The sequence below is a fragment of the Sporolactobacillus sp. KGMB 08714 genome, assembly GCF_036598985.1.
Lineage (GTDB): Bacteria > Bacillota > Bacilli > Bacillales > Sporolactobacillaceae > Sporolactobacillus.
Genome location: NZ_JAUUBW010000020.1, coordinates 39,479 through 63,713 on the forward strand (window position 1 = coordinate 39,479; position 24,235 = coordinate 63,713).

16 protein-coding genes and 1 tRNA gene are annotated in these 24,235 nt (G+C 49.5%); 4 read left to right on the forward strand and 13 right to left on the reverse strand.

Going from position 1 to position 24,235, the window contains the following annotated elements; all coding sequences use genetic code 11:
• Positions 1-175: 175 nt before the first annotated feature.
• Positions 176-1,438 (reverse strand): M48 family metallopeptidase, encoded by a 1,263-nt coding sequence (locus Q6A92_RS10205; RefSeq protein WP_332238055.1) that lies wholly within the window; start codon positions 1,436-1,438, stop codon positions 176-178.
• Between the two features lie 198 nt (positions 1,439-1,636).
• Entirely contained in the window at positions 1,637-2,626 is a 990-nt protein-coding gene (locus Q6A92_RS10210) for a lipoate--protein ligase (protein WP_274397688.1), read from the reverse strand.
• Positions 2,627-2,902: 276 nt separating this feature from the next.
• Here Q6A92_RS10210 and Q6A92_RS10215 point away from each other — a divergent pair, with 276 nt between their 5' ends.
• The gene (locus Q6A92_RS10215) at positions 2,903-3,553 is read left to right on the forward strand and encodes a histidine phosphatase family protein (protein WP_274397689.1); all 651 of its coding nucleotides are present in this window, start codon (positions 2,903-2,905) and stop codon (positions 3,551-3,553) included.
• 100 nt (positions 3,554-3,653) lie between these two features.
• Here Q6A92_RS10215 and Q6A92_RS10220 read toward each other — a convergent pair whose 3' ends face one another.
• The 6 genes from Q6A92_RS10220 to Q6A92_RS10245 all read right to left on the reverse strand — a co-directional run bounded on the left by Q6A92_RS10220 (position 3,654) and on the right by Q6A92_RS10245 (position 13,926).
• Entirely contained in the window at positions 3,654-6,704 is a 3,051-nt protein-coding gene (locus Q6A92_RS10220; RefSeq protein WP_332238056.1) for a YhgE/Pip domain-containing protein, read from the reverse strand.
• A gap of 129 nt (positions 6,705-6,833) precedes the next feature.
• On the reverse strand, positions 6,834-7,406 hold the full coding sequence (locus Q6A92_RS10225) for a TetR/AcrR family transcriptional regulator (protein WP_274397691.1): 573 nt from the start codon (positions 7,404-7,406) through the stop codon (positions 6,834-6,836).
• A gap of 308 nt (positions 7,407-7,714) precedes the next feature.
• Positions 7,715-8,647 carry a ferrochelatase gene (gene hemH / locus Q6A92_RS10230; protein WP_332238058.1) on the reverse strand — a complete coding sequence of 311 codons (933 nt, stop codon included), beginning with the start codon at positions 8,645-8,647 and terminating at the stop codon, positions 7,715-7,717.
• On the reverse strand, positions 8,637-9,698 hold the full coding sequence (hemE, locus tag Q6A92_RS10235) for a uroporphyrinogen decarboxylase (protein ID WP_274397693.1): 1,062 nt from the start codon (positions 9,696-9,698) through the stop codon (positions 8,637-8,639). Before hemE ends, hemH begins: the two co-directional genes overlap by 11 nt.
• 271 nt (positions 9,699-9,969) lie before the next feature.
• Positions 9,970-12,156 carry a transglycosylase domain-containing protein gene (locus tag Q6A92_RS10240; RefSeq protein WP_274397694.1) on the reverse strand — a complete coding sequence of 729 codons (2,187 nt, stop codon included), beginning with the start codon at positions 12,154-12,156 and terminating at the stop codon, positions 9,970-9,972.
• Between the two features lie 348 nt (positions 12,157-12,504).
• Positions 12,505-13,926 carry an amino acid permease gene (locus tag Q6A92_RS10245; protein WP_274397695.1) on the reverse strand — a complete coding sequence of 474 codons (1,422 nt, stop codon included), beginning with the start codon at positions 13,924-13,926 and terminating at the stop codon, positions 12,505-12,507.
• A 381-nt stretch (positions 13,927-14,307) separates the two neighbouring features.
• On the opposite strand from Q6A92_RS10245, the gene Q6A92_RS10250 reads away from it, so the two are divergent.
• A tRNA-Ala gene (locus tag Q6A92_RS10250) sits at positions 14,308-14,380 on the forward strand.
• A gap of 1,180 nt (positions 14,381-15,560) precedes the next feature.
• Here Q6A92_RS10250 and Q6A92_RS10255 read toward each other — a convergent pair.
• Together Q6A92_RS10255 and Q6A92_RS10260 are read right to left on the reverse strand one after the other, a co-directional pair.
• The gene (locus tag Q6A92_RS10255) at positions 15,561-15,854 is read right to left on the reverse strand and encodes a YggT family protein (protein ID WP_274397696.1); all 294 of its coding nucleotides are present in this window, start codon (positions 15,852-15,854) and stop codon (positions 15,561-15,563) included.
• Positions 15,855-16,055: 201 nt separating this feature from the next.
• Entirely contained in the window at positions 16,056-17,411 is a 1,356-nt protein-coding gene (locus Q6A92_RS10260) for a glucose-6-phosphate isomerase (protein ID WP_332238061.1), read from the reverse strand.
• Between the two features lie 249 nt (positions 17,412-17,660).
• On the opposite strand from Q6A92_RS10260, the gene Q6A92_RS10265 reads away from it, so the two are divergent.
• Positions 17,661-17,891 (forward strand): DUF378 domain-containing protein, encoded by a 231-nt coding sequence (locus Q6A92_RS10265; protein ID WP_274397698.1) that lies wholly within the window; start codon positions 17,661-17,663, stop codon positions 17,889-17,891.
• 109 nt (positions 17,892-18,000) lie between these two features.
• Here the strand turns inward: Q6A92_RS10265 and asnB are convergent, their stop codons facing one another.
• Positions 18,001-19,887, reverse strand: coding sequence for an asparagine synthase (glutamine-hydrolyzing) (gene asnB, locus Q6A92_RS10270; protein ID WP_332238062.1), 1,887 nt, complete (start codon positions 19,885-19,887; stop codon positions 18,001-18,003).
• Between the two features lie 818 nt (positions 19,888-20,705).
• Complete coding sequence (locus tag Q6A92_RS10275; RefSeq protein WP_332238063.1) at positions 20,706-20,924, reverse strand: helix-turn-helix domain-containing protein; 219 nt, start codon at positions 20,922-20,924, stop codon at positions 20,706-20,708.
• 182 nt (positions 20,925-21,106) lie between these two features.
• Here Q6A92_RS10275 and Q6A92_RS10280 point away from each other — a divergent pair, with 182 nt between their 5' ends.
• Positions 21,107-21,475, forward strand: a complete 369-nt coding sequence (locus Q6A92_RS10280; protein WP_274397701.1) for a helix-turn-helix domain-containing protein — start codon at positions 21,107-21,109, stop codon at positions 21,473-21,475.
• 181 nt (positions 21,476-21,656) lie between these two features.
• On the opposite strand, the gene Q6A92_RS10285 is transcribed toward Q6A92_RS10280, so the two are convergent.
• The gene (locus Q6A92_RS10285) at positions 21,657-22,874 is read right to left on the reverse strand and encodes an NAD(P)/FAD-dependent oxidoreductase (RefSeq protein WP_332238064.1); all 1,218 of its coding nucleotides are present in this window, start codon (positions 22,872-22,874) and stop codon (positions 21,657-21,659) included.
• Between the last annotated feature and the right edge of the window lie 1,361 nt (positions 22,875-24,235).

The window sequence follows — 24,235 nt, forward strand, 5'->3', positions numbered from 1 at the left end:
CTTTCTATTTTTCTTTTCGTTTGAATAACTTCGGGCAAAGAGTCCGGCCGTGACCGTGTTTAAATTCCGGCCCGTATCCGTCGTCTTTTTTAGTTTAGCACAAACAGACGGAGTGGGAAGACTTCCCGAAGAAGAAAAAACAGGCAAAAATTTTTAATTGCAAATGCCGCTCCACTCACTTTTTTAAGTTTGCATGTTCCAGATAATTTATCCGGTCAAGCATGGTCGGGTGATCGTACTGCATGAATTTTACCAATGCCGGGGGATTCATTTCGCCGAGGCTGGCTGCCGAGAGCTTTTGAAATGAAGAAATGGCCGCCTGCCGATTCTGTGTCATCTGAATGGCATAAACGTCGGCCGCATGCTCAAACTGACGCGAAACAGCGTTCTGAACAGGCTCTCCGGCAAAAGAAAGAAGTGAAAACAGCAGCAGGACAAGGGGCAGAGCCGCCAGATCGCCGGGATGCGCCAGATTCAATCGCGGACCCCAGCGCTGAACCGTCCAAAGCAGCCCTTTGGCGGCAAGAAAAAGTCCGATGAACAGCCCAGCCAGCGTGGCAGCCGTACCCCAGAGAATATGGTGCATCACGTAATGCCCCATTTCATGAGCCATGATAAACAGGACTTCGGGACGGCTGAGCTTCTGAACGGTCGTATCCCAGAGAACAATGCGCAGATGCGAGCCGATTCCATTCACATAGGCGTTCATAGCATTCGTCTGATTCGACATATCGACTTCATAGACATTGTTCGCCGGAATGCCCGCATGGGACGCCAGATTAAGAATCTCGCTTTTCAGTTCACCGTTCGGCAGGCTTTGAAAGTGATTATAAAGCGGATCGATCACAACCGGCTGCAGATAGAGGATAAACACAATAAACGGTACGGACAGCAGCCAGACCGGCAGCCACCAGTTCCGCGGATTTCTGCGGATAAAAAAGAAAATAACGGTGAGTGTAATCAACGAAATCAGGCCGTCGACCGCGAAAGAAATGCCCTGATCCCGGATCCAGTCCGAAAAATGCTGAACGGATATTCCGTAGTGGACGGACAGTTGATATTGGGCAAAATTAACCGGGAAAAAAACGGCAGCGGAAATCAGCGACAGTACCGCAAAACAAATAAAGATCCGGACAAGGAAAAGGGAGGACAGTCCTTCGGCGCGCCGTCTCAGCCATTGCGAGAAACCCGAAATCAGCACAAACAGATAGACGGCCCATTCAAGCGGAATAGACGCAAAGGACAAAAAGTGGCGCCAGGCATTATAGGTTGTACTTTCGGCAAGCTGACGCCCGTTCATAAACTGTGACGGATCGGCCGGGGTTCCTTTGATGCCGGGCGGAAGGCCGGATTTCGACCAGACGAAAAAATAACCGGCCATCAGCATTATATAAATGAAATAAAAAACAATAAAGCCTGTAAAGGCAGCTTTTCTCAAAAAGATCCTCCCCTTCAGCTTAGCAAAGACTGAGCCGCTCCTCAGGGCGCTGACAGACCGGCCATTCTTAGCTTAGTTTTCCGCCCCGGATTTTAGAACAAGCCTGCCTTTCTGAGGCTGCTTAAAATCGACGGTGTCCGTCTCTTTTCCGCTGTCCTCTAAGACGCTGCACGGCTTTAAAGATGCCGCCCCTGACTGTCAGAACATGAGAGAAATGATGTCATCAAAACCGATCTGACCGAAATACTGATGGACATCGAGTGTCTTCAGGCGATCGGCAACGGTGTCCTTTTTATACTGAATGCCGGTCAGGAGGCGTTCGACCTCGCTTACATCTTCCGTGCCGAAGAAATCCCCGAAAATCGAAAGATGTTCAATATAGCCTTTTTTTACAGCGAGACGGACGTCCACCCGCCCTCCGGAAAAACGTCTGCTCTTTTTGACATTGAATTCCGGCGACTTCCCGAATACCCACTCCCAGTTGCGGTAGCGCTTTTTCGCAAGCGAGACAATATGGATCCAGTCCTCGTCGGTGATCGCGTATTCCGGTATTTTATTTTCGCCTTCAAAAAGATAGTGCAGAAGCGTTTCCCTGAATTGGCGGATATCCATATCTTCGCTCAGATGCTCGCGAATATTGGTTACCCGGCTGCGTACTGATTTGATCCCTTTGGATTCATACTTCTCGGCATCCGGATTCAGCGCAAGCGAAACATTTTCGAGATTCACGTCAAAGAGCAGAGTCCCATGGCTGAAAATGCGCCCTTTCGTCACAAATTGTGCATTTCCGGATATTTTTTTCCCGTCCACGGTCAGGTCGTTGCGCCCCTCGAGCCGTGCATCGACTCCGAGATGTTTCAGCGCCCGGATGACCGGTTCGGTGAACCTGCGGTAGTTATTGAAACTGTCGCCGTCGTCGCGGGTGATGAAGCTGAAACTGAGATTGCCGGGATCATTATAAACGGCTCCGCCGCCGGACAGGCGCCGGGTCACAGTGATGTCGTGAGAACGAATGTAATCCATGTTGACTTCTTCTATCGTATTTTGGTTGCGCCCGACGATCACGGTCGGCGTCATCCGGTAGAACATCAGATAAGTCTCGTCTCTGTCCAAATGTGTCAGTGCGAATTCTTCCAGTGCAAAATTCAGCGTCTGATCAAGAATATCGCGGTTATTGATGTATTTCATCATTCGTCCCCTTTTCGCCGGTTAAATACCGATCTCTTTTTCATATCTTAAAACGGTTCCATGCATTCGTCCAGAACAAAGCCCGGCCAGCGGCACCAAACGAAGCGAAGTTTCTTTTCCGCCCGGCGCCGGGCCTCCTGCAGGTGAAATGAGGATCGGCCTCTTTACAAGAAAACCCCTTTTACGCTAAGCTTAACACGTCCATTGTTTTTTAAAATCGTTTTATCTCAGAGAGAAGAAAAATGTTACCCACGATTATTGTCTGGAGGATGTGGAATGAAAACAATTTATCTCGTCAGGCATGGACAAACGCTTTTTAACAAACTGAATAAGGTGCAGGGATGCTCCGACTCGCCGCTGACTGAAACCGGGGCGCGCCGGGCCGCCGAATTAGGCGCACGCTTTAAGAAAGAGGGCATCGTGTTTGATGCCGCCTTCACGAGCGATCTCGGGAGAGCCAGGCAGACTGCAAAGCTTATTCTGTCACATTCGGCAAGCCCCGATGTGCCCCTCGTTGAAACCGCCGATCTGCGCGAGGTCGGCTTCGGCATGTTCGAAGGAGGCCCGAACAACCTGATGTGGCAGCGGGTAAGCGAAGAAACGGGCGATCTTGTGATCAGCGGAGATTCGCCGGATGAATTAAAAGTCCGCGGGCTGGATATATTGAAGAAGCTGGACAGCGCCGGACTTGCGGAGAGTTATGGCGACGTCAGAAAACGGGTTGCCGAGGTCCTGAATCTGCTTGCCGCTTCCAAACAGTCCGCCGTTCTCGCCGTCAGCCACGGACTGTTCATCAACTGTCTGCTCTTTTCTCTCCTGGACCGGGACAAGCGGGTTTCGTCGATTCCGAATACGAGCGTGACCAAACTTGTGTATGATAACGGCACTTTTACCGTCCATTATATCGGACGGATTGAAAATCTTTAATGAATCAGGCTGAATAGAATCATCAGACAAGGAAAAAACCGCCGAACGGGCCGATCACAGCCCGACGGCGGTTTTTTCCCCAGCCGTTGTTTTTCATTTTTTAGGATTCGGCCGTCGTCTCCCGATACGAAGCGCTCGTTCTCGGCGGTCTGTTATTCAGATGGAATTTCACCGTAAAGCCGATCATGCTCAGCACGAGTGCAGAGACGAGAAATCCGGCCAGAATAAGCGCATTCTGGGCAAGCATCGCCTGCTGACGGCCGTCGATAATATTTCTGAATCCGGCGACGCTGTATGTCATCGGGAGGATGCGGGCGACAGGCTGAATCAGGCTCGGAATCAGCTGAACAGCATAGGCTCCGCTGCTGGTAACGAGCTGCAGAATCAAGATAACCAGAGCGATGAATTGACCGACATTACCGAACGTCCCGGCAAGAAAGAGGATAATCGCCATGAAGGTCGCACTGGTCAGCACGCTGAAGCCGACAAACGTCCACGGATGCGACACATTGAGCCCGAGTCCTTTAAGAACCGTGAAATCGATCAGAAACGAGCTGCCGATGCTCATCAGTATCGTGACCAAAAACTTGCTCAATGCTATGGCTGCGCCATTTTGAGAAAGGCCCGCCGGACGCCCGAGATTATAGATGATTGTCAGTATCAATGCCCCGATAAAAAACGCGAGCGAGATAAAATAAGGAGCAAAGCCCGATCCGAATGTGTCGACCGACTGATGCGTCCCGTCGATCGCCGTCACCGGCTGCGAAAATTTAGCAGCATGGGCATTGTCTGTCGGCGTAGCGGCAAGCTGGCTGTGCGCACCGGATAGATTGCTGCCCAGTGTCTTGTTGCCGTTATAAATTTTCTGCGCACCGGAAGCCAGTTGGTTTGTTCCGCCGGCAAGCTGGTCCTGACCATTTGAAAGGCTGGAGACGCCGCTGTTTAAAGTATTCATATTCGTCGCTAGTTGATTACTCCCGGAAACAAGCTGATTCGTTCCGGTCTGCAGCGACTTCATGCCGCCAACCAGCTGAGGCCAGGTTTGATTCAGTTCGCTGTTGCCTGCCGCAAGCTGGCCGGCACCTTTTTCCAGTGCCTGAGTCGCACCCGGAACTTTGGACAGATTGGTCTGTAGGATGTTCATTCCGGCAATCAGCCGATGCGTTCCATCGCTTAATTTAGCAAAATTAGATTGCAACGATTGAGAACCGCTGCTAAGCTGTGTCACTCCGCTGTCGAGCTGGGTTACGGCGGAAGAGAGCTCATTTAACTGATCGGTCATTTGTTCTATCGAGCGGCTTGAATTGACTTGATCAGCCAATGTATTCGTACCCTTTTGCAGTGTCTGCATGCCAAGAGACAGGCTCGGGCTCCCGTTGTTCATTCCATTTTGTCCGGGTACGCCGACAACATTGTTTCTCAAATCCGTTATCCCTGCGGCCAGTTGGTTTACCCCGGACTGAAGTGTCACGCTGGTCCCGTTTGCTACTATTCCTGCGGTCAATTGTTTCTGCCCATTGACTAATTCGGTGACGCCGGCGGTCAATCCCGGTTGGCCGCTAACACCGTTTAAGCCTGCTGAAATGCTGTTCAGACCGCTATTTAAATTTTTCGTCTGCGTGGACAGGCTGCTGCTTATAGCCGTTAAATTGCTGCCTATCTCTTTAACCAGAGATACTGTTGCCTGCTGTTCCGTTGTCTGTATCTTGCCAATCTGAGCGGATAAATTGTCTTTTTGAGTTTGAGTTAAGCTGGCATCGGAGTTGATCGTACTGATCATTTCCCCATTGCTGCTCGCTTCGTTTTGAACGATTTTCGTCAGATCATCACTGATTTTTTGCTGCAGCTGCCCAAGCGCAGCAGCGGTCGTCGGATCATTCACCTGACTTTGCATATTTTTAATGCCCGCTGTCAAATTCTTAAGCCCGCTGACTAATTGATCAAGATTTTCAGGCTTCGTACCGCTCAGCTGATCGGCCAGGCCATTTACTTCCTCCTGCAAACGAATCATTCCGGAATAAAGCTGCGGAACCCCTGTTTTCTGATCAGCGAGCTGGCTTACCCCATTGGCCAATTGATTGGTGCCGCTGTTGACCTGATTAATTCCGCCGCTCAGCTGATTCATTTGGCTGGTAAGACTGTCAATCTGCGGTTTTGAAGCGGCGAGCCGGCTGTTCAGCCGGTCCAGTCCGTCTTTTTCCTGCTGCATCCCTTGCTGGAATTGATTCAGCCCGGCAAGATACTGATCCACTCCGCTTGTCAGGGACTTTGATCCGCCAGCCAGCTGTCCGGAGCCATTGGCAAGCTGCACCGCACCTTTGTTCAGCCGGTTAAGATTATTCGCAAGCGAATTGGCGCCGTCCGCCAGCTTTGCTATATTGTCACTATTTGAACGGGTCTGACTGTAGAGCTGGTTCGTACCGTTCGCGGCTGTTTTTAATCCCGTATTCAGCTTCGCCGTGCCGCCGGCGAGCTGCCCGGAGCCATCGGCGAGCTGATTCGTGCCGTTCATCAGACTTTTAAAACCGCTTTTCAATTGATTCAGGCCGGCAACTTCCTGGCCGCCGCCTTTCGCAAGATCCTTCGATCCCTGAGCAGCAGTGTTCAGGCCGCGCGAAAGTTTATCCAGCTGGGCATACATCGACTGAGCGTATAATTTTGTAACTTGAGACGATACGTCCGCTTTCAGTGTATTCAGCCCGGTTCCTGCCATTTTAGCGGCAACGAAATTATAATCGGAGTTGATCTGGTAGTACAGATTGGCCGGTCTGACTGTTTTATCGACTAAAGTTGTAGCATTTTTCGAAAAGCTTGCCGGTATCCGGACAACCATAAAGTAACGATTATTTTTAAACCCGTCATTCGCCTTCTGATTGCTGACAAACTGCCAGTCGAAATGGTTATCTTTTTTAAGTTTCGAAACCAGATCGCTGCCTGCATTCAGATGCTTTCCGTCAAGCATTGTGCCCTGATCCTGATTGACGACGGCAACCGGCAGATGTCCGCTCATTCCATAGGCATTCCAGAAGGCGTAGAGAAACATACCCGCATAAAGGAGCGGGATGCACATCACGGCAAGCATAAAAATAATATTTTTCGGTTTGCCGACAATGGCCTTCACTTCTTCCCCGAATAATTGAAAAACATTCATGAAGCAAAACACCCTTTTCCTTGCACCTTAAAATTTTTTAACCGGCACATTCATTTTATATATCTGCGGCAATCATTATGACCATACCGGTCATTTGGTCATTTTGTACGATAAAAAAGCATCGGATCATTATTTCTTTAATCCCCTTACCAGATACAGATCAAATAGATTGGCAATCTCTTCGCTGCTCAGGGGAGCGTGCCGTTCTTCCCAGTCAAAAACAAGGGCGATATACAGCTTCAGAATAACAAACGACGTGATCCTGGTGTCACACGGCTGAATTTCTCCCTTAGCGATCGCATCCTTCACGTAACCCTCAAGGAAGAGAAGAATCGCGTCTTCTATATTGGCCAGCGCCTGTTTTGCCTGTATCGTGCCGATTTCTTTGATTTCCTGCGTCAGTTTGATCGTCAGCTGATGCTCCTTGCGCAGTTCCAGCACATTGTACAGCGCCCGGTGCAGATTGACGAAAAAGCTGTCCTCCGGATGGATCGCATTCAGCGCCACTTTTTTAAGCTTTTGGATAAACTGATTCATAATCGCATAGAACAATTCCTCCTTATTCTTATAAAAAGTATAAATTGTCCCTTTGCCGACATTGGCCACGCGTGCCACAAGATCCATTGTCGTAGCCTTGTAGCCGAAAGATGCAAAAGTTCTTTCAGCCGCTTTGGCAATGCTCTCTTTACGATCGACAACCATTTTTATCACCGATTTCTGACCGAATAAGCAAAACGGTCATTTAGTATTGCAAAAGCATCTCATCATCTAAAACATGCGCTTATAAGCGTGCGAATGCGTCGGTCCCGATCGCGTTTTTTTTCAGAAACCGCTGCATCTTCCCGGACAGGTTCGGCAGGAACGCAAACAAAGAAAAAAACTCCTGCTGCCGCTTGAAAAAAAACAGACCGCTCAAGTAAGCCGATCCAAAAGGGAAACGATTCATCCTGTGAGGCGGACTGCCGCCCCATCCGGTTTGCTGTCCGCTTCAGAAAGAGGGGGCGCACCCTCTACTGATCCAGCACCTTGAGCACCGCTGAGGAGAGGGCGTCGATAAAAAGCGGATCGGTATCAGGCATCTGCGGACGGTGATAGATGCCGCCGAGCGATTCGACGAGCCGCCGGCACTGCTGATCATTATCATAAAGCACCTCCAGATGCTCGGACACGAAACCGATCGGGCAGAATATAAAATGTCGATAGCCCTCTGTTTCTCTCAATGTCCGGACGATATCAAGCACATCCGGCCCGAGCCACGAGTCGCGCGTTTTTCCTGCACTCTGCCATGCCCGGACATAGTGGCTGATTCCCGCTTCCCCGGCAATCGCTTCCGCCGTTTCCGCAACCTGGTCGGGATACGGATCACCGTTTTTCAGAATTTTCTCCGGCAGGCTGTGGGCCGAGAAAATAACGACACTCCGATCCTGTTCAGATTTCGGAATCGATGCCAGGGTCTGCCGAATCTGTCCCGCCCAGAAACGAATGAAATTTGTCTCCCTGTACCAGCTCTCAATGGGCACAATCTGCGGACCGTCTGATTTTTCTGCAGCCGCACGCGCCCTGTCGGTATAGGACTGAACACTGAATCGCGAATAGTGGGGCGCCAGCACAAGTGCAACGGCACGGCTGATGCCGTCCTCATGAATCCGCCTGACCGCGTCTTCAATAAACGGGTGGATATATTTAAGTCCGAGATACGCTTTAAAAGTCAGAGCCTGCCGGCGCTCGTTCAGCCTGCTCTCCAGAGCCAGAGCCTGCCGGCGCGTCAGTTCCGCGAGCGGAGATACCCCGCCGATCCGCTCATAGCGGCGGGTCAGATCGGCAATCTGCTCATCGCTCGGCCGCCTGCCGTGACGGATCGCCGTATAATAAGGCACGATATCCTCCTTTTGATAGGGCGTGCCGTAGGCCATGACAAGCAGGCCGACTGTCTCATTTTCCATTTGTTTGCACCAGCTTTTTCATATTTTTGGAATAATCATGAACAAAATCCGTCAATGTTTTCAATGCCTGTTCTTTGACTTCCGGAAAAACGCCATGGCCCAGATTAAAAATGAACCCTGTTTTCCCGCCTGATGCATCAAGGATTTCTCCGGCGCGTTCTTTTAACAGTTCCGGGGGAGCAAGCAGCAGCGAGGGATCGAGATTGCCCTGAAGAGCCTTGCCGCCCGCCTGTCTGCGCGCCTCGGCAAGCGATGTGCGCCAGTCGACGGAAAGCACATCGGCCGGAAGTTTGGCCCATTCCTTCAGCAGATGGCCCGCTCCCGCCCCGAAATAGATACTTACCGCTCCGGTCTGCTTAAGTTCTGTAAAAATTTTTTCCATGGACGGAGCTATATAGGTCCGATAATCTTCCTCTCCCAGGGCGCCGACCCACGAATCAAACACTTGAACTGCCTGAGCGCCCGCCTCAATCTGCGCCTGCAGATAAGCAATGGTCAGCTCGGAAAGATAATCCATCAGCACCTTCCAGTCGCCGGGCTGTGTATACATAAACGCCTTTGTCCGATGATAATCTTTTGACGGGCCGCCTTCCACCAGATAGCTTGCCAGTGTAAAAGGAGCACCCGCAAAACCGATCAGCGGGACCTGAAGCCGGCGGCGGAGTATTTTGATCGTCTCAAGTACGTAAGGTACGTCAGCGCGGGGATCCAGCCCGCCGAGGCGGGTCAGATCTTTCCCCGATTTTACCGGATGCTCAATGACCGGCCCGACCCCTTCAACGATTTTCACATCGAGTCCCCGTGCTTTCAGAGGCGTCATGATGTCTGCAAACAGGATGGCCGCGTCCACCCCCAGCTTTTCGACCGGGGAACAGGTAACCTGCGCACAGATTTCCGGATTGCGGCTGATGTCGAAAAACGAATAGTTCCTGCGAATCTCCCGGTACTCCTTCTGGTAGCGTCCCACCTGACGCATATACCAGACCGGTATGTAGGGGACCTCTTCATGTCTGCATGCTCTCAGAAATATATCATTCAGCAATTTATCCAATCCCTTTCAAAGGATGCCGAGGCTGTCTCATCAATTGATTTTTCGATTTTGAGGCAGTCTCTCCAATTTTTTAAAACATCACAGACTCATTTTCCGAACCTCAATCTCATCGCCGCTCCCCCTTTGCGGACAGCCTTTCTTAGGGCAGCAGCAAAATAAGACAAACGGCATTCTCCGTCTGACAATTTATAAGCCCTGTTCTTCGCATGCCGCCGGGCCCCGCAGCGTTTCTTCGGACATAATTCTATTTTACGAGATAAAACGACAAATTTCACCCTGAATTTCCCAAAGCCGTCCCCTGCAGGCGGGAGAACCAGTTCACGTCGACTTTAGGTGAAGACGTTCCCTGCTGATTGGTCTGCGGATTATAAGGCACCACGAAATAGGTAGCCGTGGTCATCGGATTGATAAAATTGATCTGATACTGGCTTTCTCCGGTGACTTCCCCTTTAAGCGTGCTGACTCCGTTCTGTTCCTCGAAAATCCGGTAAACAATCCGTTTGTCGGACGAAGCGTCCCAGGTCAGTTTCAATGCCGGCATGGCGAATTTTCCAAGTGTTCCCTCTATATTTAAATGAGTCACCTGCGCCAGCCGGATCGGCTGATCAAGGTCGGACACGTTTGCCGGTTTAACAAATGCAAGGCGCGACTCGCCCGGAACATTATTAAGCACCGATTTAAACAAACGAACGGCGTCGTCGCTGGATCCCGAAAGGAACTGATTCGCGCTTGTCTGATCGTATCCGATCCAGACGGACCCGACAACATCCGGCGTATAGCCGACAAACCAGGCGTCTCTCAGTCCGTATTTCGTATAGGCTGTCGAACCGGTCTTCCCGGCAAGTGCCGCATCGGTATAGCCGGCCTGCGCCGTTCCGTTTTTCACGACGGACTGGAGCATCCGCGTCATGTACCAGGCGGTCTGAGCTGAAAAAACTTTCGTTTTCTTCGTCTGCGCCCCGCCGATCCGGCGGCCATTGGAATCGTAAATAGACTGAATGAAGTACGGCGTCGTTTTCACTCCCTGATTGTCGAATGCCGTATAGGCCGTTGCCATTTGCAGCGGAGAAACGCCCTGCTGCAAACCGCCGAGAGCGATGGCCAGACCGTTATCCGGCAGATTGAACCCCAGTTTAGACAGATACGTCTTGCTGCGGCTGATCCCGATCTGATCGAGCAGCCAGACCGCCGGAGCATTCTGCGAGACCGTGACGGCGTCATACATCGACATTTGTCCGTTATAAACGCCATTATAATTTTTAGGCGCATAGTTGCCGTAATTTTTATAGACGACCTGTTTATCCTGAAGCATGGAAAAAGGCTGATAATTTCCCGAATCAAGCGCCGGGCCGTACACGGCGAGCGGTTTAAACGACGATCCCGGCTGCCGTAAAACATTCACCCGGTTATAACCGCCGCTCACGTAATCCCTTCCGCCCTGAACGGCGAGAACCGCACCGTCCTTGCTCATCAGCACAAACGCGCCCTGGGGCGAAACATTCGGATTCGTGCCGCGAAAATAACTGCTGTTATTAAACGCCGTGTAGGCCGCCTTCTGTGCCTGAATGTTGATCGGAACGACAATTTTATAGCCGCCGCGCATCAGTTCATCATTCCCGATATGGTAGCGCTGCTGAGCTTCATCCTTGATCATGTCGATATACGTATCATACTCCGGATGGCTCTGGATCTTCGTTACATTAAGCCCCAATGTCTTGCCCTTCAGCCGGACGCACTGCTCCGCCGAAAGATAGCCGTTTTTCTGCATGAGGTCCAGAACGAGATTGCGCCTTTGAAGCGCAAGGGTCGGATGGGAGATCGGCGAATAGCCGTTCGGGCCCTTTGGGAGCGCGGCAAGCAGCGCGCCCTCATCTTCGGTCAGCTGGCTGACATCCTTGTTGAAGAAAAATTTTGAAGCCATCTCAATCCCGTAAATGCCATTGCCGAAATAGAGCTGATTCAGATACATCTCGAGAATCTGATTCTTGCTGTATTTTCGTTCCAGGCTGATGGCGATCGCCGCTTCTTTCAGTTTCCGAAGCCACGTCTTGTCGTTCGAAAGATAGGCATTTCTGGCAAGCTGCTGCGTAATCGTGCTGCCGCCTTCCGCCTTCTGGCCCGACAGAATATCCGTCACGGCGGCGCGCAGCGTTCCGCGAAGATCAATTCCGGAATTTTGATAAAAGCGCGAATCCTCCGTCGCAATAAAGGCGTTCTGGACATACTTCGGCACCTTTTTTAAAGAAACGGGGTCCCGGTTCTCTTCATAGAGTTTTGAAATCTCATGTCCCTGCTGATCAACGATGACCGACGTCCGGCTCATCACCAGGCTTTGATCATCGGTCAGATAGTTGCCAATAAGAAGAAGTATAAAAAAGACAAGCAGCCCGACAATCACCGCACCCAAGATAAAGTAGGCGACCATAAACAAACGTTTATATAACCCGGCCTTATCCATTCGAATCATTTCTCCTTCGCAATGTCTTGTGTGCATCATGCCAATTATATTATTCGCCTTTACGTGCTGAACTATCTCTTTTACCTTACCAAAAAAATAAAGAGCTCAAGCGGATTACAAAAATTTTTGACAGGATGGAACGGAATAAAGAGAAACCCGGCAGCGTTCCCGGACGCAGCCGAGATTCATTCTTCTTAACTTTCTTTTCGCATAAAAAAAGGTACCACCAGTTCAGCCTTGTGACACCTTCAAATTCTATACTTATCTTATTAAAAAAACAGCATTTTTCACATTGCTGCGAAAAATGCCGCCGAAAATTATCTATATTTCAGTACAAATCTGCCTCCGTCAGGACACGGAAGAAGAAGATTTTTCCGATTCGAGCGCCTGGCTGAGCAGGCTGTGATTCCTGCTGTATGCAAAGTAGACGACCATACCGATTGCAAACCAGACGACAAAGCGAAGCAGGGTCGCCGGTTGAAGATGAATGACCAGATAGCCGCAGGACAGGACAGCCAGCGGAACGACAACGGGTACCCAAGGTGTCCTGAACGCTCTTTTCAGATCCGGTCTCCTTACACGAAGGACCCAGACCCCGATCGAAACGATGATAAATGCAAACAGTGTTCCGATATTCGCCAGTTCGGCAACGATGCCGATCGGAAGGAAGCCTGCGGTAACCATGGTTACAATAGCAACAAGCACGGTCGACATCACCGGTGTCTGGTGCTCTTCGCTGACTTTGCCGAATACCTGGGGAATGAGGCCGTCCCGGGCCATCGCGAAGAAAATACGCGTCTGGCCGTAAGTGATGACGAGCAGCACCGAAGTAATCCCGCAGATTGCGCCGACGGAAACAAGCGCGGAACCCCAGTTAATGCCGATCTGCTGAAGGGCATAAGCAACGGGAGCGGATGTGTGGGCAAATGCGGTATATTTGACAACACCGGTAAGAATGGCTGAAACGACAATATACAACGCTGTGCAGATCAGGAGCGAATAAAGAATGCCGCGGGGAAGGTCTCTCTGCGGATTCTTTGTTTCCTCAGCCGCCGTCGACACGGCATCAAAGCCGATATAGGCAAAGAAGATGACGGCCGCGCCGGAAACGACGCCATTAAAACCGAAAGGCATGAACGGAACCCAGTTGGACGGCTTGACATGCCAAACAGCCAGAACAATGAACAGAGCGATCACAACTAATTTGATAATCACGATTGCACTGTTCAAATTTGATGTCTGCCGGACGCCGGTAATCAGAAGCCAGGCAATAAGAGCAATAATGAGCATGGCCGGAAGATTGACGATGCCTCCGTCAAGCGGCGCCAGCGTGAAGGCTTTCGGCAGCGTCAGTCCGATGCTCTGCAGCAAAGAGACGGCGTAGCCCGACCAGCCGATGGCAACCGCGCTGATTGCCACGGCATATTCAAGAATCAGATCCCAGCCGATGATCCACGCCCAGATTTCGCCGAGAGCAGCGTAGCTGTAAGTATAAGCGCTGCCCGCAACCGGAACTGTCGAAGAAAATTCGGCATAGCACAAAGCGGCGAAGAAGCAGGCCAATCCGGATAAAATAAATGAAATGACAAGTGCGGGGCCTGAATAATTGGCCGCCGCAACCCCGGTTAAAACAAAAATACCGGTTCCGATTACGGCTCCGATGCCGAGCAAGGTCAGGTCAAATGCGCTCAACGCCTTTTTCAGGCCCTGCTTGCCCTTTGTTTCGGCAATCAGGCTTGCGATCGGCTTCGTTTTAAAAATATTGCTCATACAAAATTCCTCCTACTTTTTAAATAATGTAAATTGTGAGAAAAATAGATGTAATAAAAAATTACAATTAATAATTTTCATTATACTCATTATTCATAAATATTCAATACACTCCGACTAATTTGTTCATTCACTCATCTCAATAATTTCTGTCAGGCTGCGAATGATGGCGTATTCAAAAATAAATAAATCTTGTTTATTTTTAAACGAAAAAATGTTTCATCTTATAACATAATAATGTCAGATAAAGAGACAAAATTGAACGGACAACATCTTTATTAAAGCTCCCGAGCATTTATCATAAATATTCGGTCTCACTTATTGACGGTCACACAATATTTTGTTAAACTATTTGAGTTGACGTAAATAAAGCAATGATCTGGGGCATTAGCTCAGCTGGGAGAGCGTTGCCTTCGCATGGCAGAGGTCAGGGGTTCGATCCCCCTATGCTCCATCTATTTATCGAAAGAAGCCGATTGCAGCAGCAATCGGCTTCTTTATTTTACTATAATAAAAACAAACCGGACTCATTCCGGATGATGCACTGTGAAACTCTTATCGTCATAACAATCTGAAAGCAGAAAATTTGGTAATCGGCAGATAATCATTTCGCCGTCACGAAAAAGTCATCATGATTTATCTATGTTGCCTCACCGTGTTGCGCGTATCATTCAAATGACTCCGGAAGCCAGTAAGTTCTCCGAAAAGTAATGGATAACTTCTCCACGTGCAAAGAAAAAGAATCACAACCTGCGGCCCGGCTGTATGGATTGGATTTCAGTTCCTTATCGACCATTAGTAGCCGTTTATCGGTCGTCGACGGTGTTTAATCGGTCTTCAGCAAGTCCAGCCGATTCATCAACCGGGACAGAGATTTATCGGCCATCGCAGAAGTTTATTGATCTTGGAACCGCTCGTCGCCTTTCGAGAAACGGTTTCAGGAAGAGTCGATCATGAATTGACGGCAAGCATAGCCGGACAATGAGCGAACGGGATACTTAAAGTCGGTACCGTAATTCTGAACAAATTGACTGCTTTGGATTTTACTTTGTACGGTGGAGCATTTTTTGCGAATTTGGCTTCTTTAATGTTAATCATAGGCGCAGGGATTGCCTCTAAAGCCTTGAAGGAAAAATATATATTAAGAGAATTAAATGGTGCAGAACGGATTAAAGGTTAGAAGGGATTTGCTGTACAAAATCCATATTTCATTCAATTAATTTACATTTTCCATAATGAGGTCAACGATGCCATTTTTCAGTCCGGCTTTTTAAACGATCCCACGGAAAAATTGGAACGAACACGGCCGGCCGGCTTGTCCCGATTTTTTCTGCTGAACAATTTCTGGTTTCTCAAATATTCATTCCACGGAATCCTTAATGACACAGCATCCGGAAATACAGAAAAAAATACGAGGGGCTGAACATTTCTGCGGTTTTGCCCTCGTATTTCCAAATCTGTCTCCGCATTTGCCGCGGTCAGGAAATAAATATTCAGAATCAATTATTCAGGACCCTATAAATCAGTTTGTCTGAAGTCATTGCTGTCAATCCGGATCGCCAAGTGAAAAGTCCTCCGCTGCGAAAAAAAGGCCGATCCTCATTGTTTCAAATTCCAGCGCCGATTCCCCGGCCTTACTTCATTTTTAAAATACCGAGCAGCTTCTGAATGCCGAATCCGACGACGCTGTAGACAATCAGGGCGAATACCGCGGAGAGGTCCAGCGTGTGCCCGCTGAGAATGACCGGGTGGAAAATTCCCTGAAAAGGCTGAAGAATCGGCTGGCTCAGGCCGTTCAGCAATTTGACAAACGGCGTTTCATTAGCTTCGAAAAAATGAAGCAGTATTTCCAAAGCGATGATGACTTGAATAAAAGTCAGAAGAATGCTGATCAGTTTCGGCAGCATTCCCGCATTTTTCCCTTTCACCCTTTAATTCTTCCCTTCCGTTTGAACGCATGTCTCAATGATCCGCTGATATTCATGTTAAGGGATTAGCGTCCGTCCGTCAAACGGAAAAAGGCCCTGCCGCCGCCGGCAGGGCCTCTTCTGACATCTTTGTCACTTTATCTTAATTTATAAAACCGGCTGTCTTCCCGCGGGCGATCGTCACGCCGTTAGACCCGTTTTTCAATGATTCAGCCGTTTTTCGAGCACTTCTTTTTCTTTTTCAAAACCCGGTTTGCCGAGCAGTGCGAACATATTTTTCTTATAGGTCTCAACACCCGGCTGGTTGAACGGATTGACGCCGAGCAGATAGCCGCTGACTGCAACGGCTTTCTCGAAGAAATAAATCAGATAGCCGAAATGATAAGCCGTCAGCTCCGGAATCGTGACGACAAGCTGCGGTACTTGTCCGTCCGTATGGGCAAGGCGCACACCTTCGGCGGCCTTTTTATTGACGAAATCCATCGTTTTGTCCGCCAGGTAATTCAGATTGTCGAGATTGCTTTCCTCCGCCTTAATCGTCATGTTTCTGCGCGGCTCGCCGACAAGCACGGCCGTTTCAAACATCACCCGGCGGCCTTCTTGGACGAACTGTCCGAGTGAATGAAGATCCGTGCTGAAATCGGCTGACGACGGATACAATCCCTTGAAATCCTTGCCTTCGCTTTCGCCGAACAGCTGCTTCCACCATTCGGCAAAATAATGAAGATGCGGTTCAAAATTAACAAGCATTTCGACCGTTTTGCCCTTGCTGTAAAGAATATTGCGGACCGCCGCATATTGGTAAGCCTGATTTTTGGCAAGATCCGGCTCGCTGAAGTCGTTCTGCGCATCGCGGGCCCCCGCCATCAGCTGCTCGATATCGACGCCCGAAACCGCGATCGGTAAAAGGCCGACAGCCGTCAGAACCGAGAAACGGCCGCCTACGTCGTCCGGAATCACAAAGGATTCATATCCTTCCTTGTCGGCCAGCGTCTTCAGCGCGCCTTTGGCTTTATCCGTCGTTGCGAAAATCCGCCCTTTGGCCGCCTCTTTGCCATACTTCTTCTCAAGAAATTCACGGAAAATCCGGAATGCGATGGCCGGTTCGGTCGTTGTCCCCGATTTAGAGATCACATCAACCGACACATCTTTATCTTTCAGCAAATCAAAAAGTTCACTTAGATAAGTCGGGCTGATACTGTTGCCCGCAAAGAAAATCTGCGGCGTTTTGCGATCGCCTGCAGGAAGTTCGTTGTAAAATGAATGATTCAATGTCTGGATGGCTGCGCGCGCGCCGAGGTAAGACCCGCCGATGCCGATCACAACCAGTACATCTGAATCGTTCTTTATCTTTTCGGCAGCCTTTTGAATGCGGGCAAATTCTTCTTTGTCATATGCAGTCGGAAGATCCAGCCAGCCGATAAAATCGTTGCCTGCCCCTGCCTTTTCATGAATCTTCTTGTGAGCTGCCGATACGGCCGCCGATAAATAATCCAGTTCATGTTCCGAAAAGAACGGAAGCGCGCTGCTGTAGTCAAAAGCAACTTTCTTAGCCATATGCTCTTTGCCTCCAATGTAAAATGAAAGTTATTTTCTCTATTCACTGTACAAGACCCACTCCATAAATTCAAGTCAGGGAAACAGGCAAACGGCCGATTCACATGAATGTCACTTTTTTACTTCGTTTTTCTTCCGCCCCGGTCAAAAATTATGAATCATTTTGAACCCGTCTTCGATTATTTTCATGAATATTTTTTCAAAATCATGACAGGCTAACTTTGCATGGACAAAAAAGGAGGAAAAATCATGAGCGGTTTGCAGAGAACATGCCTCACGATTCTGATTATCGGAGGCATCAACTGGGGACTGATCGGCTTTTTTCGATTCGATCTGATTTCGGTGATTTTCGGCGGCGCATATACCGCGCTTTCCCGTATTATTTTTGGTATTGTCGGTCTATGTGCGTTGTACTGCCTGACCATCTTATTCAAGCCGAGCGAAGAGCTGGAACACGGCCGGGAACCGGAGACTCACTGAAAAGCAACGGATACCGGCCAAAGAGATCCTTCCTCAAAGAGATCTTTCAGCTGAAAAAGCCGCGGAAAATCAATAATTGATTTTCCGCGGCTTTTTGTTTTCAGCTCTCTTACGCCTGATAAACCGGCTGTTTGTTAATAGTGATTGTTTTTTCAATATAGATCTGATGCCAGAGCATGAACATCAAAATCGTCCATATTTTTCTGCTGTTATCCCGTTTTCCGCTGCAGTGGTCGTCAAGCAGCTTCAGAGCGTAGGATTTATTGATGTAGCGGTCCGTACCGCTGTCATGAATGATCTTTCTGGCCCAGTCATAGAGTTCATTTTTCAGCCAGACACGGGTCGGTACGGGAAATCCGAGCTTTTTGCGGAAAAGGATCGAGTCGGGTACAATGCCGCGCATCGCTTCGCGGAAGGCATACTTGGTCGTCCTGTTCCCCGTTTTCAGTGAAACGGGCAGAGAGCGGGCTACCTCAAAGACTTCTTTATCCAGGAACGGAACACGAAGCTCCAGAGAGTGGGCCATCGTCATCCGATCGGCCTTGACAAGAATATCGCCGCGAAGCCAGGTCTCAATGTCAATCAGCTGCATCTGCTCTTCTTTGTCATAATCGGCCGCCCGCTCATAGATGGGACCCGTAATATCCGTGAACGGCGAGTCCGGTGAAAAAGTTTTCAGCACATATTTTTTCTCATTTTCATTGAACATAAACGCATTGCCGACATAACGGTCAAGCAGCGGCGTCGTGCCGCGCAGCAGATAACTGCGTCCCTTCATTCCGTAGGGAAGCCTGCCTGCAAAAGCACGAAGCCCTTTTTTTACGGAAGCGGGCACGGCATCAAACCAGTTGAGTGCAAGCGGTTCGCGGTAGATGGTGTAGCCTCCGAACAGTTCGTCCGAGCCCTCTCCCGACAGGACAACCTTGACATGTTTTCTGGCCTCTCCGGCAACGAAATAAAGCGGGATCGCGGCCGGATCGGCAACCGGATCGTCCATATGCCAGACAATGCGCGGCAGCTCCTCCATGAACATCTCCGGAGTCACTTCAATTGCGTGATTTTCGACACCCAGTTTCTCCGCCGAATCCCTTGCGATATCTATTTCGTTGTAGCCCTTGCTCTTAAAACCGACGGTAAACGTCTTGATGTTGCGATTGAAACGTTTGGCCAGGGCAACGATACAAGTGGAATCAATGCCGCTCGACAGGAATGCGCCGACAGGGACATCGCTTCTCATATGCATCTTGACCGAGTCGACCAGCACATTCTGGATTTTTTTCCGCGCTTCATCCACTGTCTGGCTGACGGGTGAGAAAGACGGCTTCCAGTATGGCTTGATCTGCAGCGGCCCGTCGGCTTTTTTAAGAAGATAGTGCCCCGGCTCAAGCCGCCGGATCCGGTCGGAAAGCGTATAGGGCTCCGGAACAAACTGGAAGGTCATATAATACTGAAGCGCCTTTTCCGAAACGGGGTGAGGTTCTTCACCGACAAGCAGGCTCTTTTTCTCGGAGGCGAAGAACACCCCGTCTTTTTTCTCCATATAATAAAACGGCTTGATGCCGAACCTATCCCGCGCTCCGAACAATACCTTCTCCTGCCTGTCCCAGATCAGGAAAGCAAACATGCCGCGCAAATATTTGACAGAATCCGTCCCGCAATCGGCATACAGAGCAACGATGACTTCCGTATCCGAGGTCGTCTTGAATGTGTAGCCCTTCCGTATCAGCTCGTTCCTTAATTCAACATAGTTATAAACTTCACCATTATAAATGATGTAGTAGCGATCATTATCGTAAGGCAGCGGCTGGTGTCCCCCGGCCAGATCAATGATGCTCAGTCTCCGAAATGCGAGCTGCATCTGATCATCGGTATAATATCCGGCATCATCGGGTCCGCGGTGCTCGATCACTTCCGCACGTTCGGTCATTGCATTCTGTTCGTGCCGCCCGGGCTCAAGCACACTGCTATTCGCCATATAGCCGCAAAATCCGCACATCATAATACCTCCCTTCAGTGATAAGCCGGTCATGAAGAAGGCGGACCGATATCCGCCGCCCTGATCAGCCAAGTAGTACGATACCTAGTTTATCATTCACCCGGAAAAATTCATAGCACCGGCAGCGAATTCATGCCCCTGCCATAAAATTTTTTATGCGGACCCACCGGGATGAACATTTATAAATGACGAAATCGGCTGAAAGGGAACCTCATGCGGCCCAATAGGCTTGCGGAGGCGGCCGGCAGAAGACCCTTGCGGCTGATAGACCTGCTCTATTTACCCGGGAAAAGCCCAATGCAGCAGATAAACCGTGAACGCAGCCGGTAGAGACCCTCGGCGGCTGATAAATCTGCTCTATTTAACCCGGAAAAAGCCCAATGCAGCAGATAAACCGCGAACGCAGCCGGTAGAGACCCTCGGCGGCTGATAAATCTGCTCTATTTACCCGGAAAAAGCCCAATGCAGCAGATAAACCGCGAACGCAGCCGGCAGAAGACCCTTGCGGCTGATAGACCTGCCCATTCAGCCGGAAAAAGCCCAATGCAGCAGATAAACCGCGAACGCAGCCGGTAGAGACCCTCGGCGGCTGATAAATCTGCTCTATTTAACCCGGGAAAAATCTCATGGCCGAACCATCAAGCCGAAGAACGTTTTCATGTCTAAAAAGCGCTTCTTTCCCGTCTCAGGGCAGACTTTTTCTGTTCTGAAGCGGGTGCGTACTTTGCCTGCGGCCGGGCTTCCGCATGGACAGCGACTGATCATAGATGAACGGGATCGTTTAACGATCATGTGCCCGAACCATTCGGATCAGGAAATCATTCGTCCTTCTCATCTTTCTCAACGAAAAACTCCTCAATCGGCACCCCAAGAATCGTCGCGACCTTAGCGAGTGTCTCCGCCGTTATCTTGCTCCTTCCGGTTTCCAGATAATAATAGCCGTTCGGACTTTGATAGCCGAGGTGTGAAGACATCTGATCCAGCGACATCTTGGATTTGCGCAACGCTTTTAGTTTCTGCAGATCAACTGTGAGCATGATCATTCATCCTCCGATTACCTTATTGGAAATCATTAACCAAATTATAACATTCAAGCCGAATAAGGTACATAAATATTATCCTATTTGGTAATATATCTCCCGCCAAAAAGAGAACATGTTAAAATTTTTAATGTTTACCAAATCCATAACGAAGTTTTTAAATGGGAGGGCGTTCCTCAATGCGAAACACGCTGGGCAGCAGGATCCGTTTTCTACGCGATGAAAAAAATCTATCGCAAGTGGAAATGGCCGATCAACTGAAAATTTCAAATGTCCAGCTGAGCCGCTATGAATCTGGGGCCCGCAAGCCCGATCCGGAAATGCTTGTTCAAATTGCCGATTATCTGAATGTCTCGACGGACTTTCTTCTCGGGCGGACGCCTTTGGTTCACGAGCCCCAGTCGGTGTATGTCAGCCGTGAAGATGTCCGGCTGCTTGAGCGGATCAAGCAAATGCCCGGGCTTTTTTCCTTCATTGAGGAACTTCCGGATCATCCCGATGAGACGATTCAGCTGATGAAAATTTGGGAAATCCTTCGGGAACGGTGAACACTTTATTAAGTTTTCCTTTCCGTTTAAAATAATGAATTTATTTTCAATTAATTTAAGAAATAGAGCCAGGCCCTTTTCTTAGGGTGAATAAAAAAGATCCGAAGTGGTGAAAAACAACTTCGGATCTTTTTCTCTTCTTTAGGGAACACCGGCAGCTGCCGAATCCTCCCGGGCCAGATTACAGCAGATTCAGTTTGCCTTTCTTGAGCAGGAGGCCAATGCCGCCAAGCATCAGCAGATAACGGTCGTCGATCACCTTTTTCAGAGCGGCCGCGGTTTTTCCGGTCAGCTTCTTGTCGAACACAACTCCGATTGCTTCTTTTTCTCCGAGAGAAGCAACGGTGCCCTTGGGCTCGTATACAAACTTCTCAGTCGGCTCCCCCTTAATCAGGTGTTTCAGGTTTTTCGCAACCGTTTCAGCCTGCTGGACCGCAATCTGGGCGCTCGGCGGGTAAGGACGTTCGCCTTCCGCCGGAAAAACAATTGCAACGTCCCCGACTGCAAAAACATGATCGTCATCCGGCGCGCGAAGATCGTCCGTAACCTGAATCTTTCCGCGGTTCGTTTCGAAGCCGGAATCAGCAGGAATATGACTCGCCTTCACACCGCCTGTCCAGACGACAGTGCCTGCCTCAATTTCTTCCAGCTGATCGCTCCCCTGTTTCTGAACCTTGACTCCGCCGGGCATCGCTTCTTTAATGAAGGTACTGAGTCTGAATTCAACACCCTTTCCTTCCAGATACTTCTGCGCATATTCGGCAAGATCACGTTCAAACGGAGGAAGGACAAGCGGTGTTCCTTCGACGTCAATGATCCTGACTTTGGACGGATCGACATCATACTCTTTGCACAGCTTCGGGATTCTGTTCACAAGCTCGCCGAGAAATTCGACACCGCTCAGGCCCGCACCCCCGACGACAATGGTCAGATCGCTGTCCTTCGCATCCGGATCATTGTTATAGCTGGCAAATTTATACTCAATATGCTCGCGGATTTTGCGCGCCGTATTGACACTGCGAATGGCAAATGCATTTTCGTCAAGGCCCTTGATTCCAAATGTATTGGATTCAAAGCCCAACCCAATCACCAGATAGTCATAGTCAATCTCACTGTTTTTCAGAACGACCTTTTTGTTCTCTTTGTCAATCGATCGAACTGAATCCTGAACGAAGTTGACGCGATTCGTATTGATCACGTTCTTGATCAGCATTCTCGTCCGGTCATGATGAATGGTCCCCGCCGCCGCTTCATGCAGCCACGTCGTCTGATAATGATAATTGTGCTTATTGACAAGCGTTATATCGGCATCGTCCGCTTCAAGCTCCTTAGTCAGACGAACCGTTGTCATCATACCTCCGTAACCCGCGCCAATGATTAAAATTTTAGGCTTACCCATGATTCACAGCCACCTTTTCTGTAGTAAATTAAGTCGAAATCGTTTGAGATTTAAATCACAAGCTACAACACAATTCATTTCTCAACACCAATAATATGTCTTTTTTGTTAACATTTCAACCATAATGCAAGGATCTGGATGAATGTCATTGAAATCTCAGATGCAGAGATCAATTGAAAATTGCACACTTTTGTACATGATTTCCGCTTCCATTCTCTCTTCTCTTAAAAGTCCTGACTGGTTTAAAGCCAAGGTAGAACAACGTTTTTAAAAATTGAAATTGAAAAACACTCCCTTATTTTTCTGCCGGCCATTGTTTCGCGTTTCAATATGAGTGAAAAATTATTTTAGCATCAAATCCAAAGTTTGTGAAACAGTATTTTATGGTGAACCGCTCGTCAACCCGCAGCAATCTTGAATTTTCGGGACTTCTGGATCTCAAGCCAGCAAAGGTCCTTTTAGTATTGCTCCATATCATCATTTAAGTTGATCACTGGACAAAGTTCTTTACCAAGAGCGAATATCGGGCTGCGTATCAAATCGATAGGCATAAAATAAAAAGATGGAAAATAAAGAATGGAGGAACTTTTAGTTGTGCTGACACTTTGGATTCCGGTGCGACTTCCTGACGATTCGGTGCGACATTTCAGCATTTTGGTGCGGCTCCGGCCGCATTCGGTGCGACCGCTCTGATTCGGTGCGTCTTTGGCCCGATTCGGTGCGACATTTCGGCGTTTCGGTGCAACTCCGGCCGCATTCGGTGCAACCGCTCTGATTCGGTGCGCGTTTGGCCTGATTCGGTGCGACATTTCGGCATTTTGGTGCGGCTCCGACCGCATTCGGTGCGACCGCTCTGATTTGGTGCGACTGCCTGACGATTCGGTGTGACATTTCGGCGTTTCGGTGCGGCTCCGACCGCATTCGGTGCGACCACTCTGATTCGGTGCGCGTTTGGCCTGATTCGGTGCGACATTTCAGCATTTTGGTGCGGCTCTGACCGCATTCGGTGCGACCGCTCTGATTTGGTGCGACTTCCCGACGATTCGGTGCGACATTTCGGCATTTTGGTGCGGCTCTGGCTGCATTCGGTGCGACCGCTCTGATTCGGTGCGACTTCCCGACGATTCGGTGCGACATTTCAGCATTTTGGTGCGGCTCCGGCCGCATTCGGTGCAACCGCTCTGATTCGGTGCGACTGCCTGACGATTCGGTGCGACATTTCGGCGTTTCGGTGCAACTCCGGCCGCATTCGGTGCAACCGCTCTGATTTGGTGCGACTGCCTGACGATTCGGTGCGTCTTTGGCCCGATTCGGTGCGACATTTCGGCATTTTGGTGCGGCTCTGGCTGCATTCGGTGCAA

Bases quoted from the DNA above. Each gene is read 5' to 3' on its own strand.
- Q6A92_RS10210 (WP_274397688.1), bottom strand. From the start codon at position 2,626: ATGAAATACATCAATAACCGCGATATTCTTGATCAGACGCTGAATTTT.
- Q6A92_RS10215 (WP_274397689.1), top strand. From the start codon at position 2,903: ATGAAAACAATTTATCTCGTCAGGCATGGACAAACGCTTTTTAACAAA.
- Q6A92_RS10220 (WP_332238056.1), bottom strand. From the start codon at position 6,704: ATGAATGTTTTTCAATTATTCGGGGAAGAAGTGAAGGCCATTGTCGGC.
- Q6A92_RS10225 (WP_274397691.1), bottom strand. From the start codon at position 7,406: ATGGTTGTCGATCGTAAAGAGAGCATTGCCAAAGCGGCTGAAAGAACT.
- hemH (WP_332238058.1), bottom strand. From the start codon at position 8,647: ATGGAAAATGAGACAGTCGGCCTGCTTGTCATGGCCTACGGCACGCCC.
- Q6A92_RS10240 (WP_274397694.1), bottom strand. From the start codon at position 12,156: ATGGATAAGGCCGGGTTATATAAACGTTTGTTTATGGTCGCCTACTTT.
- Q6A92_RS10245 (WP_274397695.1), bottom strand. From the start codon at position 13,926: ATGAGCAATATTTTTAAAACGAAGCCGATCGCAAGCCTGATTGCCGAA.
- Q6A92_RS10260 (WP_332238061.1), bottom strand. From the start codon at position 17,411: ATGGCTAAGAAAGTTGCTTTTGACTACAGCAGCGCGCTTCCGTTCTTT.
- Q6A92_RS10265 (WP_274397698.1), top strand. From the start codon at position 17,661: ATGAGCGGTTTGCAGAGAACATGCCTCACGATTCTGATTATCGGAGGC.
- asnB (WP_332238062.1), bottom strand. From the start codon at position 19,887: ATGTGCGGATTTTGCGGCTATATGGCGAATAGCAGTGTGCTTGAGCCC.
- Q6A92_RS10275 (WP_332238063.1), bottom strand. From the start codon at position 20,924: ATGCTCACAGTTGATCTGCAGAAACTAAAAGCGTTGCGCAAATCCAAG.
- Q6A92_RS10280 (WP_274397701.1), top strand. From the start codon at position 21,107: ATGCGAAACACGCTGGGCAGCAGGATCCGTTTTCTACGCGATGAAAAA.
- Q6A92_RS10285 (WP_332238064.1), bottom strand. From the start codon at position 22,874: ATGGGTAAGCCTAAAATTTTAATCATTGGCGCGGGTTACGGAGGTATG.